The sequence below is a fragment of the Paraburkholderia heleia NBRC 101817 genome (assembly GCF_000739775.1).
In the GTDB taxonomy this organism is placed as follows: domain Bacteria; phylum Pseudomonadota; class Gammaproteobacteria; order Burkholderiales; family Burkholderiaceae; genus Paraburkholderia; species Paraburkholderia heleia.
Window position 1 is genome coordinate 1 of the sequence record NZ_BBJH01000011.1, and the last position, 24,004, is coordinate 24,004.

Below are 24,004 nucleotides of genomic sequence, written 5' to 3' on the forward strand. Positions count from 1 at the left end.
CCGCCACGGGCGAGACGCTCGCCGCCGTGGCGCAAGGCGGTGCGGCGGATGTGGCGGCGGCCGTCGCGGCGGCGCGTGCGGCGCAGCCCGGGTGGTATGCCATGGGCGGCGCGGCGCGCGCGCGGCATCTCTACGCGCTCTCGCGTATGGTGCAGCGCCACAGCCGCCTCTTCGCCGTGCTCGAAGCGCTCGACAACGGCAAGCCGATCCGCGAGGCGCGCGACATCGACGTGCCGCTCGTGGCGCGCCATTTCCTCCATCACGCGGGCTGGGCGCAACTTCAGGAGAGCGAACTGGCCGGCTGGTCGCCGCTTGGCGTGATCGGCCAGATCGTGCCGTGGAATTTCCCGCTGCTGATGCTCGCGTGGAAAGTGGCGCCCGCCATCGCACTCGGCAACTGCGTCGTGCTCAAGCCCGCCGAATACACGCCGCTCACCGCGCTGCTGTTTGCCGAACTGGCGCATCGCGCGGGGCTGCCCAAGGGCGTCCTCAACGTGGTGACGGGCGACGGCAGCACGGGCGCGGCGCTCGTCGAGCATCCCGGCGTCGACAAGATCGCCTTCACCGGCTCGACCGAAGTGGGCCGCCTCATCCGCACCGCCACGGCCGGCACGGGCAAGTCGCTCACGCTCGAACTGGGCGGCAAGTCGCCGTTCATCGTCTTCGACGACGCCGACCTCGACGGCGCCGTGGAAGGCGTGGTGGACGCCATCTGGTTCAACCAGGGCCAGGTATGCTGCGCCGGCTCCCGGCTGCTGGTGCAGGAGGGCGTCGAGGCGCGCTTTCTCGAGAAGCTCAGGCGCCGCATGGCGACGCTGCGCGTCGGGCCTTCGCTCGACAAGGGCATCGATATTGGCGCCATCGTCGATCCGGTGCAGCTCGAACGCATCGAGTCGCTCGTGGAAGCCGGGCGGCGCGAAGGCTGCAACGTGTGGCAGCCGCGCGAAGTCGAGCTGCCCTCGGGCGGCTGCTTCTATCCGCCGACGCTCGTCACGGGCATTGGACCGGCCTCGACGCTCGCGCAGGAAGAAATCTTCGGGCCGGTGCTCGCGGCCATGAACTTTCGTACGCCGGAAGAGGCCGTGGCGCTCGCGAACAATTCGCGCTATGGGCTCGCTGCGAGCGTGTGGAGCGAGACCATCGGGCGCGCGCTCGACATCGCGCCGCGCCTGCAATGCGGAGTGGTGTGGATCAACGCGACGAACCTGTTCGACGCGAGCGTGGGCTTCGGCGGCTACCGCGAGTCGGGCTTCGGGCGCGAGGGCGGCCGCGAAGGCGTGTTCGAATATCTGAAGCCCGCGGCATGGAGCACCCTGCCGATGCGCGCACAGCGCGAGGCGCGCTCGCCCGCACAGGACTTTGCGCACGCGGGCACCGGTCTCGATCGCACTGCGAAGCTTTTTATCGGCGGCAAACAGGTGCGGCCCGATAGCGGCTATTCGCATGCCGTCTACGCGCCGAACGGCGAATGGGTCGGTGAAGTGGGCGCGGGCAGCCGCAAGGACGTGCGCGATGCCGTGGCCGCCGCGCGCGGCGCGAGCAAGTGGACGCAGATGAGCACGCACGCTCGCGCCCAGGTGCTGTACTACCTCGCGGAAAACCTGAGCGCGCGCGCCGAAGAATTCGCGCGGCAACTCACGCGGCGCGCGGGGCACGACGCGCGCGCGGCCGGGCGTGAAGTGGAGATGGCGATCGACCGGCTGTTCAGCTACGCGGCGTGGGCCGACAAGTTCGATGGCGCGGTGCACACGCCGCCGTTGCGCGGTGTCGCGCTCGCCATGCACGAGGCGCTTGGCGTGGTCGGCATCGCTTGCCCCGACGAAGCGCCGCTGCTCGGCTTCGTCTCGCTGATCGCACCGGCGCTCGCGATGGGCAATCGCGTCGTGGCGCTGGCGAGCGAGGCGTGCCCGCTGGCGGCAACGGACTTCTACCAGGTCGTGGAGACCTCGGATGTGCCTGCGGGCGCGCTCAACATCCTGACCGGCGAGCGCGCTGCGCTGCTGCCGGCCCTCGCGAAGCACGACGACGTGGACGCGCTCTGGTGCTTCGGCACGGCGGCCGATTCGTCCCTCGTGGAGCGCGAGTCGGTTGGCAATCTGAAGCGGACTTTCGTCGATCATGGCCGCGAGGTTGACTGGTTCGACCGGACGAGCGCAGGATTGCCGTTCCTGCGCCATGCCGTGCAGGTGAAGAACATCTGGATACCGTACGGCGACTGAGCGCTTCGAAAGAGAGAGAGACGCCACGCCCATACCGGAGGAGACAAAAAATGCTGAAGAATCTCGACCCGCTGCTGAACGCCGATGTCCTGCAAGCGCTGCGCGCGATGGGGCACGGCGACGAACTCGTCGTTTGCGACGCTAACTTTCCCGCCGACTCTGTTGCGCGCGCCACGGTGCTCGGCAAGCTCCTGCGCATCGACGGCGCCGATGCGCCCCGCGCCGTGCGCGCGATCCTCTCCGTGCTGCCGCTCGACACGTTTGTCGAGGCCCCGGCCATGCGCATGGAAGTGGTGGGCGAACCCGACACGATTCCCGCCGTGCAGCGTGAAGCGCAGGCCGAGGTCGACGCCGCGGAAGGCCGCGCCGTGCCGTTTGCGCCCATCGAGCGTCATGCGTTCTATGCGCGCGCCCGCAAGGCCTACTGTGTGATCGCCACGGGCGAAACGCGCGGCTATGGCTGCTTCGTGTTCACCAAAGGCGTGCTGCTCGCACCCGACGCGCCGCGCACGCAGGAGCACGGCCAATGAGCGGACGGGTCGTCATTCTCGGCATCTATGTGACCGATCTCGCGTTCCGCGCGAGCCGCATGCCGATGATCGGCGAGACGCTCGCCGGATCGGCATTCGCGATGGGGCCGGGCGGCAAGGGCTCGAACCAGGCCGTGGCCGCCGCGCGCGCGGGCGCGCAGGTGGTGTTCTGCACGCGCGTGGGCAACGACGCGTTCGGCGACATCGCGCGCGCGACGTGGGCCGCCGAAGGCATCACGGCGCGCACCCAGGCGGTGGACGGGCTGGCCACGGGCGCGGCGCACATCTTCGTGGACGACACGACGGGCATGAACGCGATCATCGTCGCAGCGGGTGCAGCGGGCACGATGGAGCCCGGCGACGCCGAAGCGATCGAAGCCGATATTGCGGCCTCCCAGGTATTCGTCACGCAGCTCGAACAACCGCTCGCGGCAGCGCGGCGCGGCCTCGAACTCGCGCGCCGGCATGGCGTGAAGACGGTGTTCAATCCGGCGCCCGCCATGGCGCTGCCCGACGACATTTTCCCGTTGTGCGACTACGTCACGCCCAATGAGACCGAGGCGCAGGCGCTCACGGGCATCGAGATCCGCGATGCCGACGACGCGCGCCGCGCCGCCGACGTGCTGCTTGCCAAGGGCGCGGGCGCCGTGATCGTGACGCTGGGCGAAGCCGGCGCGCTGTTCCATACGCGCGATGCATCGGTGCTGCTTCCTGCTTTCCATTGCGGCCCGGTGGTGGAAACGGCGGGCGCGGGCGACGGCTTCACGGGCGGCTTCGCGGCGGCGCTCGCGCGCGGCGACGACGCGCTCACGGCTACGCGCTTCGGCTGCGCGCTGGCGGGCATTTCCGTTACGCGCGCGGGCACCGCGCCCTCCATGCCGCGCAAGGAAGAAGTCGACGCCATGCTCGCAGGCACGGCGAACGCCGGTGCGCATTGAGCGTTGCCGGGTGAAAACACACCGCAAAGGATGAGGTCCATGAAGTCTGCACTCTTTGCCAAATGGTTCGGCGACCGGCAGTTGAACTTCCTGCTGGCCGTGAACCTGCTGGTCGTGCTGGTCGCGGTCTGGGTGTCGCGCGGGCAGTTCGTCGGCATCGACAACCTGCAGTCGATGGGCGCGCAACTGCCCGAAGTCGCGCTGCTCGCGCTCGGCATCATGCTCTCCATGCTGTCGGGCAACGGCGGCATCGACCTTTCCGGCGTGGGGCTCGCGAATCTTTCCGGCATGATCGCCGCGCTCATCGTGCCGCGCTTCGTGAGCGGCGACGACTCGCCTGTGCTGTACACGGCACTCTTCTGCGTGATCGTCCTGTGCATGGGGCTCCTCGGCGGCCTGCTCAACGGCGTGGTCATCGCGCGTCTCGGGCTCACGCCGATTCTCTGCACGCTCGGCACGCAACTGCTGTTCACGGGCTTCGCGGTGGCGCTGAGCAACGGCGCCTCCGTGCACGTGGATTACGTCGAGCCGCTCGCCGATATCAGCAACGGCACGTTCTTCCAGGTGCCGATCTCGTTCCTGCTGTTCGTGGCCGTAGTCGTGCTGCTCGGGTGGCTGCTCAGGCGCACGCCGTTCGGGCTGCGCCTCTACCTCATGGGCACGAACCAGCGCGCGGCGTTCTATGCCGGCATTCCGCGTGCGCGCATGCTGATCATGACCTACGCGATGTGCGGCGTGCTCGCTTCGCTCGCGGGGCTCGTGAGTGTTTCGCACACGCTCAGTGCAAAGTGGGACTACGGCAATTCGTATCTGCTGATCGCCATTCTCATTGCGGTGATGGGCGGGGTGAATCCGGCGGGCGGCTATGGACGCATCATCTGCGTGTTCTTCGCCGCAACGGTGCTGCAATTCCTTTCGAGCCTCTTCAATCTGATGGGCGTTTCGCAGTTTTTCGGCGATTGCGCCTGGGGCTTCCTGTTGCTGCTCTCGCTCGCGTTCGCGGGCGGCGAGCGCGTACGCGCAATATTCGGTCTGGGCGGCTCCCCATCTGCCGGCAAAGGGCGGACTTCGGGTTGACCGGCGCAACCGTGCAGCAGGCGGGCCTCGAGCCTCGGAGGTCCGCCGCCATCTCTTTCGGGGCGACGGCTAATCGGCTAATAAAAAACGGAGACATCACATGAAGATCAAGCGACTCAGCGTGGCAATCACGGCGTGTGCCCTCGCCGCCGGCATGGCGGCCGTGGCGTATGCGGCGGAGAACCCGACCATCGTCACGGTGGTGAAGGTGACCGGCATCAGCTGGTTCAACCGCATGGACGACGGTGTCAAGGAATTCGGCAAGGACAACCCGAACGTTTCGGTCTACCAGACGGGGCCGGGCCGCGCGGACGCCGCGCAGCAACTGAAGATCATCGACGACCTGATCGCGAAGAAAGTGAGCGCGATCGCCGTCGTGCCGTATGACCCGCCCACGCTCGAACCGGCGCTCAAGAAGGCGATGGACCGCGGCATCAAGGTCGTCACGCACGAAGCCGACAACGAAAAGAACACGATGGTCGACGTCGAGGCGTTCGACAATTCCGCCTACGGCGCCGCGCTCAACGACCGCCTCGCCGCGTGCATGCACGACGAAGGCAAGTGGGCGACGATGGTCGGCTCGCTCGGCAGCCGCTCGCAGGTGCAGTGGGCCAACGGCGGCATCGACAACGCGAAGAAGAAGTTCCCGAAGATGCAGCTCGTCGAGACGAACCTCGAAACCAACAACGACGGCGAGCACGCGTATGAAGTGGCCAAGGAAGTGCTGCGCAAGCATCCGGACATCAAGGGCTTCCAGGGCTCGTCGTCGCTCGACGTGATCGGCATTGGCCGCGCGGTCGAGGAAGCGGGCCTGCAGGGCAAGATCTGCGTGTATGGCACGGGCTTGCCGACCGAGGCCGGCAAGTACCTCGAAAGCGGCGCGATCAACGGCATTGCATTCTGGGATCCGAAGCTGGCGGGCATCGCCATGAACAAGATCGCGCTGATGCTGATCGAAGGCAAGACGGTGGAGAACGGCGCGAACCTCGGCCTGCCGGGCTACGAGAAGGTCACGGTGTCGAAGGGTCCGGGCAAGGGCATCATCGTGCGCGGCCAGGGCTGGGTGAGCGTCGACAAGTCGAACTACAAGCAATACAACTTCTGATCGGGAGAAGGTGGCGCGCGCAACGGTCATGGAGCCGGGCGCGCGCTTCGCCGTAACGCAACGAAGAGACGACATGGCTTCAGAACCGTTATTGCAGGTGCTCGGCGTGCACAAGCGCTTCACGGGCGTGCACGCCTTGCGCGGCGTGACGCTCGCGTTCGAGCGCGGGCAGATCTATCACCTGCTCGGCGAGAACGGGTGCGGCAAGAGCACGCTCATCAAGATCATCTCCGGCGCGCAGCCGCCCGACGAAGGCGAACTGGTGATCGACGGCGCGCGCCACGCGCGGCTCACGCCGCTCGAATCGCTCGCGGCGGGCATCGAGACCGTCTACCAGGATCTTTCGCTGCTGCCCAACATGAGCGTGGCGGAGAACGTCGGGCTCACTACCGAACTCGCTGAGCATGCCGGGCGTCTCGCGCGCACGTTCGACCGCCGCGAACTGGCCCGCACGGCCGAGCGCGCCTTGAAGGCCGTGGGCCTGCCGGGCGATGCCGATTTTCAGGCGACGCTCATCGAGCAACTGCCGCTCGCCACGCGCCAGCTCGTGGCGATCGCGCGCGCCATTGCGAGCGAGGCGAAGTTCGTCATCATGGACGAGCCCACGACCTCGCTCACGCAAAAGGAAGTGACCAATCTCATCGCCGTGCTCGGCCAGTTGCGCGCGCAGGGCGTGACCGTGCTGTTCGTGAGCCACAAGCTCGACGAGTGCTATGCGATCGGCGGCGAAGTGATCGTGCTGCGCGACGGCCAGAAAGTGACGCAAGGCCCGATCACGCAGTACACCAAGGCGCAGTTGAGCGAACTGATGACGGGCCGCGAGCTTTCCACCGAACGCTACCGCAGCGCCGCGGCCGAGGCGGACGTGCTGCTCGACGTTCGCGGCCTTGGCCGCGCGGGTCTGTTCAGCGACGTGTCGTTCAAGCTGCATCGCGGCGAGATTCTCGGTGTGACGGGCCTGCTCGATTCGGGCCGCAACGAACTCGCGCGTGCGCTTGCGGGCGTCGCGCCCGCCGATGCGGGCGAGATCGTACTCGAAGGCCGCGCGATCAGGCTTTCGACGCCGGCTGACGCGAGGCGCGCACGCATTGGCTACGTGCCGGAAGACCGCCTGAATGAAGGCCTTTTCCTCGACAAGCCGATTCGCGACAACGTGATCACGGCGATGATCGCGAGCCTGCGCGACCGCTTCGGGCAGATCGACCGCACGCGCGCACGCGCGCTGGCCGAAAGCACCGTGAAGGAACTACAGATCGCCACGCCCGATGTGGAGAAGGCCGTGCAGTCGCTGTCGGGCGGCAACCAGCAGCGCGTGCTGATTGGCCGCTGGCTCGCCATCGACCCACACGTGCTGATCCTGCACGGGCCGACCGTGGGCGTGGACGTCGGCTCGAAGGACATCATCTATCGCATCATGCAGCGGCTCTCGCAGCGCGGCATCGGCATTCTGCTCGTAAGCGACGACCTGCCCGAGCTGCTGCAGAACTGCGACCGCGTGCTGATGATGCGCAAGGGCCGTCTCGCCGAAGAGCACCACGCCGACGGCCTGACCGAGGCCGAGCTGTACCGCGCGCTGCTTGCAGAGGCAGCCTGAATTCCGCGTAACGTTTGCCGGACACCGCATGAGCATGAATCAGACAATGAGCACGTCGTCCAACACCGTCGAAGTCGCGCGCCAGAGCGTACCGCTCAACTGGCGCGCGAAGCTTGTCCGCAACCCCGAATGGTTCACGGCCACGCTGATCGTCGTTACCTGCGTGATCGTCGCTTCCATCAACCCGCGCTTTTTGCAGTGGGCCACGCTGTTCGACCTGCTGCACTCGGCCACGATCACGTCGCTGTTTGCGCTCGGCACGCTCGTCGTGCTGGCGTCGGGCGGCATCGACGTCTCGTTCACGGCGATCGGCGCGCTCACGATGTACTCGATCACGAAAGCCGTGTTCGCGTGGTGGCCCGATGCGCCGTTTGCGCTCATTCTGCTCACGGGCGCCGCGGGCGGCATCGTGCTCGGCGTCATCAACGGCATGCTCGTGCACCGGCTGCAGGCGCCCTCGCTGATCGTGACGATCGGCACGCAGTACCTCTATCGCGGGCTGCTGCTCACCTTCGTGGGCACGACGTTCTTCATGAACATCCCGCACAGCATGGACCACTTCGGCCGCATTCCGCTCATCGCCTACAAGACCGCCGACGGGCTCAACGCGGTGCTGCCGGTTTCCGCGATCGCACTCGTGGCAGGCGCGCTTCTCACGTGGTGGCTGCTCAACCGCACGATGATGGGGCGCGGCGTCTACGCCATGGGCGGCAGCACGGCGATTGCGGAGCGGCTCGGTTTCAACCTGCGCGCGATCCGCTTGTTCGTGTTCGGCTATACGGGGTTTCTCGCCGGCGTGGCGGGCATTTTGCACGTGGCGAACAACCGGCTTGCCAATCCGTTCGACCTGGTGGGCTCCGAACTCGACGTGATCGCGGCGGTGATCCTGGGCGGCGCGCGCATCACGGGCGGCAGCGGCACGGTCGTGGGCACGCTGCTCGGCGTGGCGCTCGTCACGCTCATCAACAACGTGCTCATTCTCGTGGGCGTGCCGAGCACGTGGCAGAAGGTGATTGTCGGCGCGTTCATTCTGGTGGCCGGCACGCTGTTCGCGCTGCGCCGGCGCGGCTGAGCCGGCGGTTATTGGCGCGACCGGCACGGGGCGGCCGGTCGCCGCTTACGCGCTGTGCTTGCGCAGCGTCTGGCCTTTTTCGGTGATGACGGAGTCGAAGTCGTCCATCTGCGAAAAGCGCCATGCCTTCACGATGCCGTACTTGCTTGCGTCCACAACGAGATGACTTTCCACGGCGCTGGCCATCGCGGCCTGCTTGAGCGCCACTTCGTGGAAGTTCCAGCACGTGACGCCGTGCGTGGCGTCCACGCCGCCCGCTGAAATAAACGCCTTGTTGATGCCCATGCGGCGCAGCGTTTCCAGACTCTCCTCGCCGGCAAACGAGTCCGACGACGGGACATACACGCCCCCCAGCAAGATCATGCGCACGTTGGGCATGCGCCGCAGAATCTCGGCCACGTTGAGCGAATAGCACACCGCCGTGACCTGCAGCTGGGAAGGGATGAGCCGCGCGAGTGCGGCAAGCGTCGTGCCGCAGTCGATGAACACGGTGTCGTTTTGCGCGATGAGCCGCGCCGCGTGCGCGGACGCTTGCGCCTTGGCCTGCGCAAAGTGGTCCTTTTCGTGTTCGAGCGAGTAGCCGGCGGTATTGGGCACGTCCTGCGCGCTCACGATATAGCCGCCCAGATACGTGAAACGCTCGGGATTCGCGGCGATGTCCCGCCGCACGGTCATTTCGGAGACACCCAGCGCGCTGGCTGCATCGCGCAGATGCATGACGTTGTGTTTTGCGAGCGCGTCGGCAAGGGCGCGCAGCCGATCGGTTTTGGCCATGGAGTGGGCGCTGCGCCGGAGTGTGCTGCGTTCCGGCGAACGTTAGATTTGTTTCGTTCGCTTGATCGAATTATAACAAGCAAGGCGTGTGATGGCCACGCAGTTTGGCTCCTGCCGATGTCGCGCCCGCTTCGGCAAGCATGCGTTTTTCGCATGCTCCGCTCGACAATTAATCGTTTGTGGCGTCCCGATGCCGCATGGATACTGCCCTTTCTCATGAAGCGGCGGCAACGCCAAACCGGCAGCAATCCATGCGATCAGACCTCAACTTCATCAATGGGCAGTTCGTCGGCGCCGAAGGGCCGCACATCGCCGTCCATAACCCCGCAACCGGCGACGCGATCGGCCACGTGAGCGCGGCGAGCGCCGCCGACGCGGTTCGCGCGGTCGTGGCCGCCAAGGCCGCGCAGCGCGCCTGGCGCAAGTTGCCCGCCGCCGAACGCGGCGCGATCCTGAACCGGTTTGCGGACGCGATCGTGGCGCGCGCGCCGAAGATCGGCGCGGCGCTTGCCGCCGAGTCGGGCAAGAGCGTCGCGGACGCAACCGCCGAAGCGCAATACGCTGCCGAAATCCTGCGCTATCACGCGCAGTGGGCGCGCCGCATCGAAGGCGAGGTGATTCCGAGCGACAGCGCGAACGAAAATCTCATTCTCATGCGCGAGCCGATCGGCGTGGCCGCGTGCCTGATTCCGTTCAATTTCCCGGTGTACACGCTGCTGCGCAAGGTCGCGCCGGCGCTGATCACGGGTAACGCGGTGGTCGTGCGGCCGAGCAACAACACGCCGTGCTCGGCGTTCGAAGTGGCGCGCGCCGCGCGGGAAGCGGAACTGCCGCCGGGCATTTTCAACGTGCTGGCCATGGACCACGACACCGCCGCCGTGCTCTGCACGCAGGCGGACGTCGGCATGATCACGCTCACGGGCAGCGTGAGCGCGGGCCGCAAGGTGCTCGATTACTGCAAGGAAAACATTGCCAGGCCGTCGCTGGAGTTGGGCGGCAAGACCCCCGCGATCGTCGAAGACGACGCCGATCTCGAAGCCGCCGCGACGGCCATTGTGCGCTCGAAAACCACGCACTGCGGCCAGCTTTGCACGGCGATCGAACGCGTGTACGTACACGCTTCGGTGCAAGACCGCTTCGTCGCGTTGCTGCGCGAGAGGATGAGCGCCGTGCGCTTCGGCGACCGCGCCGAAAATGCCACCCGCATGGGTCCGCTTGTGAGCGCAAGCGCACGCGCCGCAATTCACGCGATGGTCGAGCGCGCGGCAGCCGGGGGCGCGAAAGTCGAAACGGGCGGTTACGTGCCCGAAGGCAAGGGTCATTTCTATCCGCCTACCTTGCTTACGCATTGCCGCCAGGACATGGAGATCGTGCAGGAAGAGATCTTCGGGCCGGTGCTGCCGGTGCTTTCGTACGAGACGCTCGACGACGCACTGCGCATGGCCAACGATCATCAGTTCGGCCTCTCGTCGGTGCTCTTTACGGAGCGCTACCGCACGGCCATGCGCGTCGCGAATGAGATCGAGGCCGGCGAACTGTACGTGAACCGCACGCCTGCGGACCCGTATCAGGGCTATCACGCCGGCTGGAAGCGCTCGGGCCTTGGCGGCGACGACGGCAAGCACGGCATGCTCGAATTCACGCAGACGCGCCTTGTCGTGATGCCGTTTTGATCATTCGGCATCCAGATTAATCGCAAAAGGGGCGCCTCTCTCGCAGTGCGAGTGCGCCACAGATAAAGAAAAAACGCCTCGCGCGGGCAACGGCCCTCGTACCGGCGTCAGCTTTGCATGGGACCAGAGTAAGCACTAAAGCGCTAACTCTGGTCGACAGCTTTGCATGGGACCAGAGTAAGCACTAAAGCGCTAACTCTGGTCGACAGGAGACAGGAGACAATCTTGCAGAAGTCCATCGGAAAGCCCAGTGCGCCGGCAATGCCGCGCGCCGAAACCGCATCGCTCACGCCCGCCGCAGCGGGCTCCATGCAGCGCTACGCGCAGTTGCTGCTGCTCGTGCTCGCCGCGGGCGGCATCTATCCGCTGCTGTATCTGCGTCAGGTCTACCAGACCACGATGCTCGATGTCCTGCATATCGACAACGCCCAACTCGGCTATCTCTACTCGGTGCTCGGCATCGTGTTCTTCGTGTGCTATCTGCCGAGCGGCTGGCTCGCCGACCGCGTCGCGCCGCGCCTGTTGATCTGCTTTTCGCTCGTGGGCACCGGGGCGCTGGGCCTCTGGTACTCCACGGCGCCTTCGTTCCATGCGCTCCTCGTGATCTTCTGTCTTTGGGGCGTCACGACCGGCCTCACGTTCTGGGCCTCGGTGCTCAAACGCGTGCGCATGATCGCGGCGGCAAACGAACAAGGCCGCTTTTTCGGGCTGCTCGACGGCGGACGCGGGCTCGTCGAAGCAATGCTCGCTACCGCCGCGCTCGCGCTCTTTGCCGCCGCCACCGGCTCGGGGCGCGGTGAAGCGGCGGGCCTGCGTCACGTGATCTATCTGTATTCCTTCACGTGTATCGCCCTTGGCGCGTTGATGAGTTTCTTCAAGGATCCCGCGCGCGAGCAGGCCGAAAGCAATCCGGTCGAGGCGAATGCGAAGGGCTCGCTGTGGCGCGATCTCGCGACGCTCGCCGCGATCCCCCAGCTCTGGCTCATGGCGGCCGTGGTGTTCTGCGGCTACCAGATCTTCTGGGCGACTTACAGCTTCTCCGCGTATCTCCAGCAGGGCGAGATGCATATGAGCGTCGTGGCGGCCGGCATGGTCACGACCGCGAAGCTCTGGATGCGTCCCATCGGCGGCATTGGCGGCGGCTTTCTCGGCGACCGCCTCTCGAACCTGCGCGTGCTGATCTGGGCGCTGTTCCTGGCCGTCGCGGGCCTGATCGGCCTGATCCTGTTGCCCGCGCTGCGCAACATGGCGCTGCTCGGCGCAGTGGTGCTGTTCATCGGCCTCGTGACCTACGCGATTCGCGGGCTCTACTGGACGCTGCTCGACTACTGCGCGATTCCCATGCGCATCACGGGTCTCGCCATCGGTCTCGTTTCGCTGATCGGCTATTCGTCGGACATCTTCCTGCCGCTCGTGAACGGCTATATCACCGAGCGCTACGCGGGCATGCCCGGCTACCAGATCTATTTCGCCTATGTGGCCGCCATCGGCACGCTCGGCGGTATCGCTGCGCTCGTGCTCAAGCGCACGACCCATTCCAAACCTGCCTGAAACAGCCTGAACCATGAAAGTCGTTGCAATTGAAACGCACGTCGTTGCGGTGCCTCCTCCGCACCTCGGCGGCATGTACTGGATCTTCGTTACGCTGAAAACCGATTGCGGCATCGAAGGCGTGGGCGAAATCTATGCCGCCACGTTCCATCCCGACGTGATGGTGCACGCAATCGAAGACGTCTTCACGCGCTACCTGCTGGACCACGATCCGCATCGCGTAGAGCGCCTGTTCCGCGAGGCCTATTCGAGCGGATTCACGCAGCGCCCGGACCTCACGATGATGGGTATCGTGAGCGGCCTGGAGATGGCGTGCTGGGACATCGTCGGCAAGGCGGCGGACAAGCCCGTGTACGCGTTGCTCGGCGGCCTGGTGAACGAGCGTCTTCGTTCGTATACCTACCTGTACCCGAAGAACGCGCAGGGCGAATACGACTACGACGACCCTGATCTCGCCGCAGAATGCGCTGCCGGGAATGTGAAGCGCGGGTTCACCGCGGTCAAGTTCGACCCGGCAGGTCCGTACACGGCTTATTCGGGGCATCAGCTCTCGCTCGAAGTGCTCGACCGTTGCGAAACGTTCTGCCGAAAGGTGCGTGAAGCGGTGGGAAGCAAGGCCGATCTGCTGTTCGGCACGCATGGCCAGATGGTGCCTTCTTCGGCCATCCGGCTTGCGAAGCGGCTCGAGAAGTACGACCCGCTGTGGTTCGAGGAGCCCGTGCCGCCGGGCCAGGAAGAGGCCATCGCCAATGTCGCGAAGCACACGTCGATTCCCATTGCCACGGGCGAACGCCTCACCACCAAATACGAATTCCACAAGCTGTTGCAGGCGGGCGGTGCGTCGATCCTGCAACTGAACGTGGCGCGCGTGGGCGGCCTGCTCGAAGCGAAAAAGATCGCGACGCTTGCCGAGGTGCACTATGCGCAGATCGCGCCGCATCTTTACAACGGACCCATCGGCGCGGCGGCGAGCATTCAGCTCGCGGCCTGTACGCCGAACTTCCTGATTCAGGAAAGCATCGGCACGTGGGGTGGCTTCCACGCGCAAGTGCTCAAGCAGCCGATTCAGTGGGAAGAAGGGTACATCATTCCCTCGAAGGCGCCGGGCCTCGGCGTCGAGCTCGACATGGACGTCGTGCGCGCGCATTCGCCGTATACGGGCAAGCGTCTGCATTTGCAGATGGCGAGCCAGCCCGCCGACGTGCGCGATACCTCGCCCGCACGCGGCTGATCTGCCGGAGCATTCAGATGAACTACGACTACATCATCGCCGGCGCCGGTTCGGCGGGCTGCATTCTCGCAGAGCGGCTCAGCGCTTCCGGTCGTCATTCGGTGCTGCTGCTCGAAGCGGGCGGACCCGACGATTCGTTCTGGTTCAAGATTCCCATCGGCTTCGCCAAGCTGTACTACAACAAGCAGTACAACTGGATGTATTACAGCGAGCCGGAGCCGGAGCTTGCGGGCCGGCAGATCTACGCGCCGCGCGGCAAGGTGCAGGGCGGCTCGGGCGCGATCAACGCCATGATCTACGTGCGCGGCGCCGCGCGCGACTACGACGACTGGGCCGCGGCGGGCAATGCGGGCTGGTCGTACCAGGAGGTGCTGCCATACTTTCGCAAGCTCGAGTCGCATCCGCTCGGCGACACGCCGTGGCACGGCGCGAACGGTCCGGTGCGCATCACGCCGATGAAGGAGGGCGCGCATGCGGTTTGCCGCACCTTTGTCGAAGGCTGCACGCAGCTCGGCTACGAGCGCAACGACGACTTCAACGGCGCGCGGCTCGAAGGCGTGGGCATCTACGACGTGAATACGCGCGACGGCAAGCGCGATTCGAGCAGCGTGGCCTACCTGCATCGCGCGGGGCGGCGCCCGAACCTGAAGATCGAGCATCATGCGCGCGCCACGCGAGTGCTGTTCGACGAGGCTCAAAAACGCGCCATCGGCGTGGAGATCGTGCAGCAAGACATAAAGCGCACGTTTCATGCCAATCGCGAGGTCATTGTCGCGGCCGGCGCGGTCGATTCGCCCAAGCTGTTGCAGCTATCGGGCGTGGGGCCGCGCGCGCTGCTCGCGAAGCACGGCATCGACGTCGTGCACGAGTTGCCTGCGGTGGGGCAGAACCTGCAGGACCATTTGTGCGTGAGCTTCTACTATCGCTCGCGTGTGAAGACGCTCAACGATTCATTCCGCAGCTGGACGGGCAAGCTGAAGTTCGGGCTGCAATACGTGTTCACGCGCAAGGGCCCGTTCTCGATGAGCGTGAACCAGTCGGGCGGCTTCTTCCGCACGAGCCAGGACGTGGCGCACCCGAACATGCAGGTGTACTTCAATCCGCTGTCGTACCGCATTCCGAAGTCGAATCGGGCGCAGCTTACGCCGGAGCCGTACTCGGGCTTTCTCGTCTGCTTCAATCCGTGCCGGCCCACGAGCCGCGGCTCGGTGGAGATCGCTTCGGCGAACGTGGAAGACGCGCCGAAAATTCGCGGCAACTACCTCTCGACGCAGAAGGACCGCGACGAGGCGATTGCGGGCAGCCGCCTCGTGCGCAAGCTGATGACGGCGCGCGCATTGCAGGACATCACCGAAGCCGAGGTGACGCCCGCAGGCGAGGTGACCGACGACGCGAGCATGCTCAAGTTCTTCCGCGAGCAAAGCGGCTCGATCTATCACCTGTGCGGCACCTGCGCGATGGGGCCGGACCCGCGCACGGCGGTCGTGGACGCGCGCCTGCGCGTGCATGGCATCGAAGGCCTGCGCGTGGTCGATGCGTCGATCTTCCCGAATATCACATCGGGCAACACCAACGCGCCGACGATGATGGTCGCGGAAAAGGGCGCAGACCTGATTCTGGAAGACGCCGATCAGGCCATTGCCGCGCAGGCCGTCGCGCAGGGCCGTCAGCGCGTGGCAGCCGCGATTTCGTCCTGAAGCCATTGCCGGAAAAGCCGCAACGGCTTCGAAGCCTTCTGTTCGGGCCGCACGACGAACCAGTATGACTGGCGGCCGTCCACGTGAATGTCTCGCACGGGCGCGAGCAGGCCCTGGGCCAGTTCATGCCCGATCATGTGGCGGTCGGCCATCGTCACGCCGAGCCCTTCGATGGCCGCGCGGATCGCGTGGTCGAGCAGGTCGAATTCGTAGCCGCCCGAGGTGTCCACGTCCTCGATGCGCGCCGCGTCGAGCCAGTGCCGCCACGTGAGATAGCGCTGGTTGTCGCCCGCGAGCACGTGCAGCAAGGTTTGCTGCGTGAGGTCGATGGGCCCGTGCGCGAGCAGCGCGGGTGCGCATACGGCGATGTGCGATTCGTGCATCAGCAGCGAGCTGTCGAGGCCTTCCCATTCACCGTCGCCAAAGCGGATTGCGCAGTCCAGCGCCGTCGAATCCGCGAGGCTGTCCTGCAGATGCGTGGTGAGGCTCAGTTCGAACTCGGGATGGCGCGCGTGCAGGCGCGTGAGGCGCGGCACGAGCCAGCGGCTCGCGAAGGTGGGCGGCGCGTTCACGCGCAGGCGGTTGAGGTCGCTCTTCTGCTGGATCGTGCGCGCAGTCAGTTCGATGCGGTCGAACGACTGCTGGAGCGTGCGCAGCAGCGCGCGCCCGGCTTCGGTCAGTTCGAGCCGGTGGTGATGGCGCTCGAGCAGCGCCTCGCCAAGCTGTTCCTCCAGCTGGCGCACCTGGCGGCTCACCGCGCTCTGCGTCACGTTCAGCTGCTCGGCGGCGCGCGTGAAGCTGCCGCTCGTGCCTGCCGCCTCGAACGCCTTCAGGGCGTTCAGCGCCGGCATCTTTCGCTTCAAGGTCGTCTCCTCGCTCCGGGCGCCGTCTCGAAACGGCGCCTCTTGCAAACGACGCAGTATACCGGCCGGCGCCGCCATTCAGACGCCCCGTGAGCGCGAGAGCGCGGCGAGCCCGAGCGTGACGACGAGCGCGAACACATAGAGGCCGCCCGCCCCCAGAAGACGCATGAACAGCGAGGCGACGGTGGGACCGGCCGCGCCGCCGAGCGAGAAGACGAGCAGCAGCGTCGCGCTCGTCTGCACGCGCCGCGCCTGATCGACACGGTCGTTCACGTCGGAGACGATCACGCCGTAGAGCGTGAAGGTGAGCGCGACGTAGAGAAAAAGGATCGCATCGACGAGAACCGGTGCGCGCAGGACGGCGAGCGCCGCGGCCGCGCAGGCGCAGACGAGCGAGATCAGGCCGAGCGTGGCGCGCCGCCCGAGGCGGTCGGAAAGGCGGCCCACGGGCCATTGCGAAAGCAGTGCGCCGATCAGCACGACGCCCATGGCGCGCGAAATACCGCTGGCCGGGTAACCGATGCGCGCGAGATACACCGGCGTGAGCGCATAGAACGCGCTGGAAAGCAGCCCCGCGCCGATGCAGGCCGGTACGCTGCGCGGCGCGACGCGGTGCAGTTCGCGCAGGCCGTCGAGCAGCAGCGTGGGGCGCTTGGGCGTGGCGAGCGCGGAAGCCGGCGCCTCGGCCACGGGCGCGGGCAGCGCGGCTTCGGCCGATTGCCACTCGCCGATCAACGCCACCGGTATGAGCGCGGTCACGAACAACCCGTTCACGAGCGCATGCTCGAAGATGCCGCCGGGTGCGCCCACGCCCAGCAGAAATTGCCCGGCGCTCACGCCGAGATACGTGAGCACGAGATATAGCGCGAACGCCCGTCCGCGCCGTTCGTTCGGCACCGCGCCGTTCACGCCGCTTTCGATCGAGGTGAACACGCCGACCATGCTGAAGCCGGTGATAAGCCGCAGCATGGCCCAAACGTCAGGGGAATCGAAGGAGAGGTAACCGAGCGCGGCAAGCGCCGCGAGCGCGCCAAAGCCGATGAAGGCGCGCTGCGGCCCGATGCGCCCGACGATCGGGCCGAGCCCCAGCGCGCCCACGATGAAGCCGACGTAATAGCACGATTGCACGAGGCCGACGGCGAGCGCGGTGCGCTCGCCGTGCAGCATGCGCAGCGAGATCAGCGTCGTGAGCAGGCTGTTCCCGCAAACGAGGATCGTATAGCCGCCCAGCAGGCCGATGAGCGCCCGCATGTACGGCGGCTTAGTGCGTCGTCCCGGCGCGGCGCTCGACGAAGCGCCGCACGTAGTCGTCGGCGGGGCGGTGCAGGATGTCGTCGGGCGTGCCGCACTGGATGAGGCGGCCGTCGCGCAGAATCGCGATCTGGTTGCCGATGCGCAGCGCCTCGTCGAGGTCGTGCGTGATGAACACGATGGTCTTCTTGAGCGTGGCCTGAAGTTCGAGCAGCTGGTCCTGCATCTCGGTGCGAATGAGCGGATCGAGTGCGGAGAACGCTTCGTCCATCAGCAGCACGTCGGTGTTGGCGGCGAGCGCGCGGGCGAGGCCCACGCGCTGGCGCATGCCGCCCGAAAGCTCGTCGGGATAGTGGTCCGCATAACCCGCGAGCCCCACCTTGCCGAGCCATTCGCGCGCGCTCGCGTGCGCCGCCGCTTTCTTTTCGCCACGCGTTGCGAGCGCATACGCGGCATTGTTGAGCACCGTCTGGTGAGGCAGGAGTCCGAAGCTCTGGAACACCATGCTCACGCCGTAACGGCGCAAGTCGCGCAGGCCGTTGTCGGAGAGCTTGAGCACGTCCTTGCCGTCGATCAGGATCTCGCCCACGGTCGGTTCGATGAGCCGGTTGAAGTGGCGCACCAGGGTGGACTTGCCCGAGCCCGAAAGGCCCATGATGACGAAGATCTGGCCCAAGCCGATCGACAGGCTCACGTCGTTGAGCCCTACATTGCAGCGCGTCTTCTCGAGGACCTCGGCCTTGCCCGCGCCGCCGCGCAGCAGTTCGAGCGCGCGCTGGCCCGCGTCGCGCGTGCCGAAGATCTTGTAGACGTTCTTGACTTCGATGCCGCTCATGATCGTTACCTCATTCCATGCTCATTGCGTATGCGGGATGCGCCGGCCGGATTTGCGCCATGGATGGCGCATTGTGCCCGCGCTGTTGCTTTCGCGTTCGTTACTTGGCCGGCTGGCTCGTCAGGTCGCTGCTGCCGGCCGCGTCCGCGCTTTCGCCTGCCTGTTCGCGAACGCGGCGAAACGGAATGCGCGAGGGCTGCCTGGATCTGCGCGCGAGGCCGCGCGTGCGCCGGCCCTGCCCGTAACCCTGGCTGATACGGTCGATCACGATCGCGAGGATCACGATGGCGACGCCCGCTTGCGTGCCCTTGCCCACGTCGAGCGTCTGAATGCCCGCGAGCACGTCTTCGCCAAGACCGCGCGAGCCGATCATCGAGGCGATCACGACCATGGAAAGGGCCATCATCGTGGTCTGGTTGATGCCGGCCATGATGCTTGGCCGTGCGAGCGGCAACTGCACGCCGAACAACAATTGCATGCGTGTGGTGCCGAAGGCGCGCGCGGCTTCGACGATTTCCGCGTCCACGTGGCGGATGCCGAGGTCGGTCAGCCGAATGAGCGGCGGCAGCGCATAGACGACCGTGGCGAGGATGGCGGGCACCTTGCCGAGGCCGAACAGCATGAGCACGGGAATCAGGTACACGAAGCTGGGCAGCGTCTGCATCACGTCGAGCACCGGCAGCAGCACGCGGCGCAGCCCGCTGCTCGAAGCCGCGAGAATGCCGAGCGGCACGCCGAGCACGACGGAGACGAGCGTGGCGACGACCATCAGCGCGAAGGTCTGCATGAGCTTGTCCCACAGCCCGAAGCAGCCGATCAGCCAGAGCAGGACGACGAACAGCAGCGCCACGCCGATGCGCCGCGATGCATGCCAGCCGAGCAGGCCCACGGCGGCGAGCACGACGGTGGGCGGCGTGGCGCGCAGCAGGCTTTCGAGCGGCACGAGCAGGTCGCGCAGCATGAGCACGCTGAAGTTGTGGAACGCGTCGCCGTAGCGCTGCACGAACGCAGCGACCTGATCGTTGACCCAGTCGGCGATCGAGAGGTGAAGAAAGGGAGATCCTTTGGTGAGCATCGTGAGCCTCATTCTGCGTGTGTCATGTGATGCGTACTGTCGTGCGGCCGTGCTGTGTGGCCATGCCGGGGTCACACCGGTGGCTTACGTGCGCAGCCCGGCCTGCACGCGCGCCGCGACTTCCGGCGTGACCCATTGCCTCCAGATTTCCGGATGCTGCTCGAAGAACGCGCGCGCGACCGTGGAAGCGTCGAGCTTCTTGTCGTGCATCTGCTGGACCAGTTGTTCGTCGAGCGTGAGCGGCAAGCTCACCTTGCCGAAGAACGCGACGGCGTCCGGCTCCGCTTCGTAGAACGGCGTGGAGACCGCGACCTTCAGATGCGAGACCTTGAACGCGGAGGCGCACGGCGCGCCCTTCGGATCGGCGATGGTGTCCCAACAGGCGTCGGAATACGGTGCGCCCTCGAGTTGCACGAAGCGGTACTTCGCCATCAGGCCGGCGGGCCGCCAGTAGTAGAAGAGAATGGGTTTGCCGCGCTCGTAGGCCGAGGCGATGGCCGCGTCGAGCGCGCCGCCGGTGCCGGGGCGGAAGTTCGTGTAGTCGTCGCCGAGCTTGTAGGCCGTGAGCAGGCGGTTGTTGAAGCGCTCACAGTCCCAGCCCGCAGGGCAGTTGTAGAAGCGGCCCTTGCCGGGTTCCTCGTCGTCGGTGAAGAGGGACTTGTACTGCGGCAGTTGCGCGACGGAGCGCAGTTGCGGCGCCATGGGCTTGATGCCGCGTTTGGCGTCGCCGTGGATCACATAGTCGGGGACGTACCAGCCTTCCTTGTCGCCGCCGGGAATCAGTTCGCCCACGAGCTTCACGCTGCCGTCTTTCAAGCCGCGCGCAACGATGGGGCTGCGGCCCGTCCAGTGCTCGGCCCACACCTGCAGGTCGTTTTTCGTGAGCGCCGTTTCGGTGGCGGCCGTGGCGCCGGGCACGACTTCAGTCTTGCAGCCGTAACCCTTCTCCAGCACCGTGCGCACCATTTCGGTCATCAGCGCGCCGCTTTCCCAGGTGATTTGCGCGAGCTTCACGGTTTTGCCCGCCTGGCACCAGCCGGGGGCGGCAAAGCTGCTCGTGGCCGCGCAGGTCAGCGCGAGGGCGGCGGCAATACGCACGCCTGCCAGCGTGATACGTCTCATGTTGTCTCCAGTGACTGGAATTGTATGCGCGCGCCTGCGTGGGGCCGCCGCTTTTCGAATCAGTCCGACCAGAGTCTAGCCGCGGCATTTCGGGTTGCGAAAGCCACGAATAGTCATCGATGCATTACCTGATCTCATGCCACTTTCATCACGCGAATGGCATGCGAGAGCGATGACTGCGCGTCATGCCCCCATGAGATTTCATAGCTTTTGAGCGTGCGCGGCGTGTGCTGGAATGCGTCTGGTCAAGTTCGAACTCATGACACAGGAGACGGAGTCAAACATGAAAGACCTGCAAGTCTATATCGGCGAAGGTTTCGCTGGACCAGGCGTAAACGCTGCCCACATCAACATCATGATCGGCCCGCGCAATGGCCCGGTGGGGCAGGCGTTTACGAACAGCTTGTCGTCGCCTTCGCAAGGCCACGTGCCGTTCATGGTGGTCGTGCAGCCCAACGTGCCGGTCAAGCCCGCCACGCTCTACGTGAACAAGGCCGACATTCGCGGCGACCTGCACGGCAACGCCACGTGGGGCGCCTCGCAGGCGGCCATCGCGAAGGCGGTGACGGAAGCGATGCTCGACGGCACGTTGCCGCCGCATGCGGAGAACGAATGGTGCATCGTCACGGCGAACTGGGTGAACGGGGCGTGCGACGACCTCGACGCCGTGTACGAGAACAATTACGTGGCCTGCAAGACGGCCATTCGCGCCGCGATGAACGGCCTGCCGAGGCTCGACGACATTGCGAAGATCAAGGATCAGATCAGCAATCCGTTTTACACGCCGAAGGCCAGGGCGGCTTGAGCCGCGCCAATCGTTACAGGTGACTACGATGCAATACGTGCAACTTGGCCGCTCCGGCCTGAAGGTGTCGCGCCTGTGCCTCGGCACGATGAACATGGGCACGCCCGAATGGAAGCCGTGGATCTACAACGAAGAGCAAAGCGAGCCCATTGTGCGCCGCGCGCTCGAAGCGGGCGTGAACTTCATCGACCTCGCGGACTTCTATTCGACGGGCGTGGGCGAAGAAGTCGTCGGGCGCATCGTGCGGCGGCTCGCGAAGCGCGACGAACTCGTGCTCACGACCAAGGTCGGTTATCCGATCGGCAATGGCGCGAACAACCAGGGCCACTCGCGCAAGCACATCATGGAAGGCATCGACGGCTCGCTGCGCCGTCTGCAAACCGACTACGTCGATATCTACATGCTGCATTACTTCGACGTGAACACGCCGGTCGAGGAAACCATGGACGCGCTCAACGACATCGTGCGCGCGGGCAAGGCGCGCTATATCGGCGTGTCGACGATGTTCACATGGCAGTTCGCCAAGATTCTGCAGGCATGCGAGCGCTATCACTTCGCATGCCCAATCAATATGCAGCTGCAGCTGAACTGCGCCTATCGCGAGGAAGAGCGCGAGATGATTCCGTTCTGCCAGGATCGGGGCGTAGGCGTATCGGTGTTCAGTCCGCTCGCACGCGGCCTGCTCTCCGGCGACGCGAAGTCGGTGCGCAACCAGACCGACTTCTTCACCGTGCAGATGTACGACGATGAAGCCTCGCGCGATATCGCGCGTTCGGTGGCCGAAGTCGCGGCGGCGCGCGGCGTATCGAGCGCGCAGATCGCGCAGGCGTGGGTGCTGGGACGTGCGGGTGTCTCGTCGATGCTCGTGGGCGCGGACACCGTCGCGCAGTTCGAAAGCGCGCTCGCCGCGCTCGACACACAACTCAGCGCCGACGAGCTTTACGAACTCGAGCGCAACTACACGCCGTGCGACGTGATCAACGATTACGTGAGCGCGCGCATTCCGCGCGTGCCGCGCGCGGCACGACGCCTGGAGATCGCGGCATGATTGGAGGATTAAAAGAAGCGCGCCTGTGGCGCACCTCGAGCTTCATTGACGGCGAATGGGTGGCGAGCGAAGCGACTTATGCGGTCATCGACCCGGCCACCGGCGCGCCGCTCGCGCAAGTGACCCGCGCCGGAGCACGCGAAGCGCTGCAGGCCGTGGCGGCGGCCTCGCACGCGTTCCCTGCATGGCGCGACGCCACGGCGGCGGAGCGCAGCGCGAAGGTGCGCCGCTGGGGCGAGTTGATGCACGCGCATCGCGAAGATCTCGCGCGCATCATGACGGCCGAGCAGGGCAAGCCGTACCCGGAAGCGATGGGCGAAGTGGCATACGCGGCGAGCTTTCTCACGTGGTTCGCGGAGGAAGCGCGGCGCGCCTATGGCGACGTGATTCCCGCGCCGAAGAAGGGCGCGCGCATTGTCGTGACGAAGGAGCCCGTGGGCGTGGTCGGTGCGATCACGCCGTGGAATTTCCCGCTCGCCATGGTCACGCGCAAGGCCGGCCCGGCGCTCGCGGCCGGTTGCACGATGGTACTCAAGCCTTCGGAAGAGACGCCGCTGTCGGCGTTCGCGCTGGCTGAACTGGCGGCCGAGGCGGGTATTCCGCGCGGCGTGTTCAATGTCGTTTCGGGCGATGCCGCGGCGATCGGCGACACGCTCATGGCTTCGAAGTCCGTGCGCAAGATCTCGTTCACGGGTTCGACGCGCGTGGGCAAGCTGCTCATGCGCGCTGCCGCCGATACGGTGAAGAAGGTGTCGCTCGAACTGGGCGGCAATGCGCCCTTTATCGTATTCGACGACGCCGATCTCGACGCCGCCGTGGAAGGCGCGATGGCCTCGAAATTCCGCAACACGGGGCAGACCTGCGTCTGCGTGAACCGCTTCTACGTGCAGGCCGGTGTACACGATGCGTTTGTCGGGAAACTGGTTGCGGCCGTGCGCGCGTTGCGGGTGTCGGGCGGCATGGAGCCGGGCGCCACGCAAGGACCGCTCATCAACGGGGCGGCGTTGCGCAAGGTCGAGGCGCACGTGAGCGATGCGCTCGAGAAGGGCGGCGTCATTGCATGCGGCGGCCGCCCACATGCGCTGGGCGGCACGTTTTACGAGCCCACGGTCATCACGGGCGCGCACGGCGGCATGATGCTCGCGCACGAGGAGACGTTCGGCCCCGTTGCCGCGGTGTTCCGCTTCGAGACCGAGGAAGAAGCGATCCAGGCGGCGAACGATACCGACTTCGGCCTGTCCGCGTACTTCTACGCACGCGACATTGGCCGCGTGTGGCGCGTGGCCGGCGCGCTGGAAAGCGGCATGGTCGGCATCAACGAAGGCATTCTCTCGACGGAAGTCGCGCCTTTTGGCGGCGTGAAGGAGTCGGGGCTCGGGCGCGAAGGCTCGAAGTACGGGCTCGACGAGTACCTTGAAACAAAGTACCTGATGATGGGCGGGCTCGGCTGATTTCCCGCGCCGTGACCCCGCTTGCCAGGTTTTGGGGAAGGCCGCCGCGCGAGAGTGCGGCGGTTTGTTTGGGCCCTCTCTTGAACGAGCGAA

General features: G+C 66.0%; 20 protein-coding genes. 14 read left to right on the plus strand and 6 right to left on the minus strand.

Annotation, left to right across the window (positions count from 1 at the left end; translation table 11 throughout):
- From BHE01S_RS11490 to BHE01S_RS11520, 7 genes are all read left to right on the plus strand, one after another.
- Positions 1-2,219 (plus strand): aldehyde dehydrogenase family protein (locus BHE01S_RS11490; protein WP_042263938.1); only part of this gene is annotated, 2,219 nt, incomplete at its 5' end.
- Between the two features lie 50 nt (positions 2,220-2,269).
- Positions 2,270-2,749, plus strand: coding sequence for an RbsD/FucU family protein (locus BHE01S_RS11495; protein ID WP_042263940.1), 480 nt, complete (start codon positions 2,270-2,272; stop codon positions 2,747-2,749).
- On the plus strand, positions 2,746-3,687 hold the full coding sequence (gene rbsK / locus BHE01S_RS11500; RefSeq protein WP_042263942.1) for a ribokinase: 942 nt from the start codon (positions 2,746-2,748) through the stop codon (positions 3,685-3,687). Before BHE01S_RS11495 ends, rbsK begins: the two co-directional genes overlap by 4 nt.
- A gap of 39 nt (positions 3,688-3,726) precedes the next feature.
- Positions 3,727-4,764, plus strand: a complete 1,038-nt coding sequence (locus tag BHE01S_RS11505; RefSeq protein ID WP_042263945.1) for an ABC transporter permease — start codon at positions 3,727-3,729, stop codon at positions 4,762-4,764.
- Positions 4,765-4,864: 100 nt separating this feature from the next.
- Positions 4,865-5,869 carry an autoinducer 2 ABC transporter substrate-binding protein gene (locus BHE01S_RS11510; protein ID WP_042263946.1) on the plus strand — a complete coding sequence of 335 codons (1,005 nt, stop codon included), beginning with the start codon at positions 4,865-4,867 and terminating at the stop codon, positions 5,867-5,869.
- A gap of 73 nt (positions 5,870-5,942) precedes the next feature.
- On the plus strand, positions 5,943-7,463 hold the full coding sequence (locus BHE01S_RS11515) for a sugar ABC transporter ATP-binding protein (protein WP_042263948.1): 1,521 nt from the start codon (positions 5,943-5,945) through the stop codon (positions 7,461-7,463).
- Positions 7,464-7,497: 34 nt separating this feature from the next.
- On the plus strand, positions 7,498-8,535 hold the full coding sequence (locus BHE01S_RS11520) for an ABC transporter permease (RefSeq protein ID WP_407669501.1): 1,038 nt from the start codon (positions 7,498-7,500) through the stop codon (positions 8,533-8,535).
- Between the two features lie 45 nt (positions 8,536-8,580).
- Here BHE01S_RS11520 and BHE01S_RS11525 read toward each other — a convergent pair whose 3' ends face one another.
- On the minus strand, positions 8,581-9,309 hold the full coding sequence (locus BHE01S_RS11525; RefSeq protein WP_042263953.1) for a DeoR/GlpR family DNA-binding transcription regulator: 729 nt from the start codon (positions 9,307-9,309) through the stop codon (positions 8,581-8,583).
- A 251-nt stretch (positions 9,310-9,560) separates the two neighbouring features.
- Between BHE01S_RS11525 and aldA the strand changes: the two genes are divergently transcribed.
- The 4 genes from aldA to BHE01S_RS11545 all read left to right on the plus strand — a co-directional run bounded on the left by aldA (position 9,561) and on the right by BHE01S_RS11545 (position 15,461).
- Positions 9,561-10,982 carry an aldehyde dehydrogenase gene (aldA, locus tag BHE01S_RS11530; protein ID WP_042263956.1) on the plus strand — a complete coding sequence of 474 codons (1,422 nt, stop codon included), beginning with the start codon at positions 9,561-9,563 and terminating at the stop codon, positions 10,980-10,982.
- Between the two features lie 261 nt (positions 10,983-11,243).
- Positions 11,244-12,533 carry an MFS transporter gene (locus tag BHE01S_RS11535; protein WP_042263957.1) on the plus strand — a complete coding sequence of 430 codons (1,290 nt, stop codon included), beginning with the start codon at positions 11,244-11,246 and terminating at the stop codon, positions 12,531-12,533.
- A 13-nt stretch (positions 12,534-12,546) separates the two neighbouring features.
- A complete protein-coding gene (locus BHE01S_RS11540; RefSeq protein WP_042263959.1) occupies positions 12,547-13,764 on the plus strand; it encodes a mandelate racemase/muconate lactonizing enzyme family protein in 1,218 nt (405 codons plus the stop codon).
- A gap of 17 nt (positions 13,765-13,781) precedes the next feature.
- Positions 13,782-15,461, plus strand: coding sequence for a GMC family oxidoreductase (locus tag BHE01S_RS11545; RefSeq protein WP_042263962.1), 1,680 nt, complete (start codon positions 13,782-13,784; stop codon positions 15,459-15,461).
- Here the strand turns inward: BHE01S_RS11545 and BHE01S_RS11550 are convergent.
- The 5 genes from BHE01S_RS11550 to BHE01S_RS11570 all read right to left on the minus strand — a co-directional run bounded on the left by BHE01S_RS11550 (position 15,431) and on the right by BHE01S_RS11570 (position 20,607).
- Entirely contained in the window at positions 15,431-16,312 is an 882-nt protein-coding gene (locus BHE01S_RS11550; protein ID WP_042264142.1) for a LysR substrate-binding domain-containing protein, read from the minus strand. The two genes, BHE01S_RS11545 and BHE01S_RS11550, sit on opposite strands and share 31 nt — an antisense overlap.
- A 90-nt stretch (positions 16,313-16,402) precedes the next feature.
- The gene (locus tag BHE01S_RS11555; RefSeq protein ID WP_042263965.1) at positions 16,403-17,575 is read right to left on the minus strand and encodes an MFS transporter; all 1,173 of its coding nucleotides are present in this window, start codon (positions 17,573-17,575) and stop codon (positions 16,403-16,405) included.
- A gap of 10 nt (positions 17,576-17,585) precedes the next feature.
- On the minus strand, positions 17,586-18,410 hold the full coding sequence (locus BHE01S_RS11560; RefSeq protein WP_052405854.1) for a quaternary amine ABC transporter ATP-binding protein: 825 nt from the start codon (positions 18,408-18,410) through the stop codon (positions 17,586-17,588).
- 100 nt (positions 18,411-18,510) lie between these two features.
- Positions 18,511-19,485 (minus strand): ABC transporter permease, encoded by a 975-nt coding sequence (locus BHE01S_RS11565; protein ID WP_042264146.1) that lies wholly within the window; start codon positions 19,483-19,485, stop codon positions 18,511-18,513.
- Between the two features lie 84 nt (positions 19,486-19,569).
- Positions 19,570-20,607 carry an ABC transporter substrate-binding protein gene (locus BHE01S_RS11570; protein WP_042263967.1) on the minus strand — a complete coding sequence of 346 codons (1,038 nt, stop codon included), beginning with the start codon at positions 20,605-20,607 and terminating at the stop codon, positions 19,570-19,572.
- Between the two features lie 283 nt (positions 20,608-20,890).
- Here BHE01S_RS11570 and fae point away from each other — a divergent pair, with 283 nt between their 5' ends.
- From fae to BHE01S_RS11585, 3 genes are read left to right on the plus strand one after another with little or no spacing between them, the layout of a single operon-like run.
- A complete protein-coding gene (gene fae, locus BHE01S_RS11575) occupies positions 20,891-21,412 on the plus strand; it encodes a formaldehyde-activating enzyme (RefSeq protein WP_042264148.1) in 522 nt (173 codons plus the stop codon).
- Between the two features lie 28 nt (positions 21,413-21,440).
- Entirely contained in the window at positions 21,441-22,460 is a 1,020-nt protein-coding gene (locus BHE01S_RS11580; RefSeq protein WP_042263969.1) for an aldo/keto reductase, read from the plus strand.
- The gene (locus tag BHE01S_RS11585; protein ID WP_042263970.1) at positions 22,457-23,911 is read left to right on the plus strand and encodes an NAD-dependent succinate-semialdehyde dehydrogenase; all 1,455 of its coding nucleotides are present in this window, start codon (positions 22,457-22,459) and stop codon (positions 23,909-23,911) included. Before BHE01S_RS11580 ends, BHE01S_RS11585 begins: the two co-directional genes overlap by 4 nt.
- Positions 23,912-24,004 lie beyond the last annotated feature (93 nt).